Raw genomic sequence first — 618 nt, 5'->3', positions numbered from 1 at the left:
GCGTAAGGGCTGATGACAACCCTCGACACGCAAGGTGATCCCATCCTCTTGGAGATGCGCTCGATCACGAAGGAATTCCCCGGCGTGAAGGCCTTGTCGAATGTGAGCCTGCGGGTAAAGGCGGGTGAAATCCACGCAATTTGTGGCGAGAACGGGGCTGGGAAATCCACCCTCATGAAGGTCCTGTCCGGCGTTTACGGATACGGAAGCTACACCGGCGACATCGTCTACCAGGCCGAAACCCAGCAGTTCAAGGACATCCGGGCAAGCGAAGCCGCCGGCATCGTGATCATCCACCAGGAGCTGGCGCTGATTCCGGAACTGTCCATCATGGAGAACATCTTCCTGGGCAACGAACCCACCAAGTGGGGAGTCATCGACTGGGCCGAAGCCCGCAAGCGGTCCATCGAACTGCTGGCCCGCGTGGGGCTCCGCGAAGACCCGGACACGCCCATCAAGGAGATCGGTGTCGGCAAGCAGCAGCTCGTGGAAATCGCCAAGGCGCTCAACAAATCAGTGAGGCTCCTGATCCTGGACGAGCCCACTGCGGCCTTGAACGAATCGGATTCCCAGCACTTGCTGGACCTGATCCTCGGCCTCAAGGGCAAGGGCATCACG

1 protein-coding gene is annotated in these 618 nt (G+C 60.2%); it reads left to right on the top strand.

Going from position 1 to position 618, the window contains the following annotated elements:
* Positions 1-12: 12 nt before the first annotated feature.
* The coding region (locus tag ACFV20_RS36815) for an ATP-binding cassette domain-containing protein (protein WP_385665469.1) at positions 13-618 on the top strand (606 nt) is incomplete at its 3' end.

Origin of the sequence: Streptomyces sp. NPDC059696 (genome assembly GCF_042733745.1) — a bacterium.
Classification (GTDB): Bacteria; Actinomycetota; Actinomycetes; order Streptomycetales; family Streptomycetaceae; genus Streptomyces.
The sequence above is the reverse complement of the archived record's forward strand: the minus strand, read 5'-3'. Positions and strand labels throughout refer to the sequence as shown.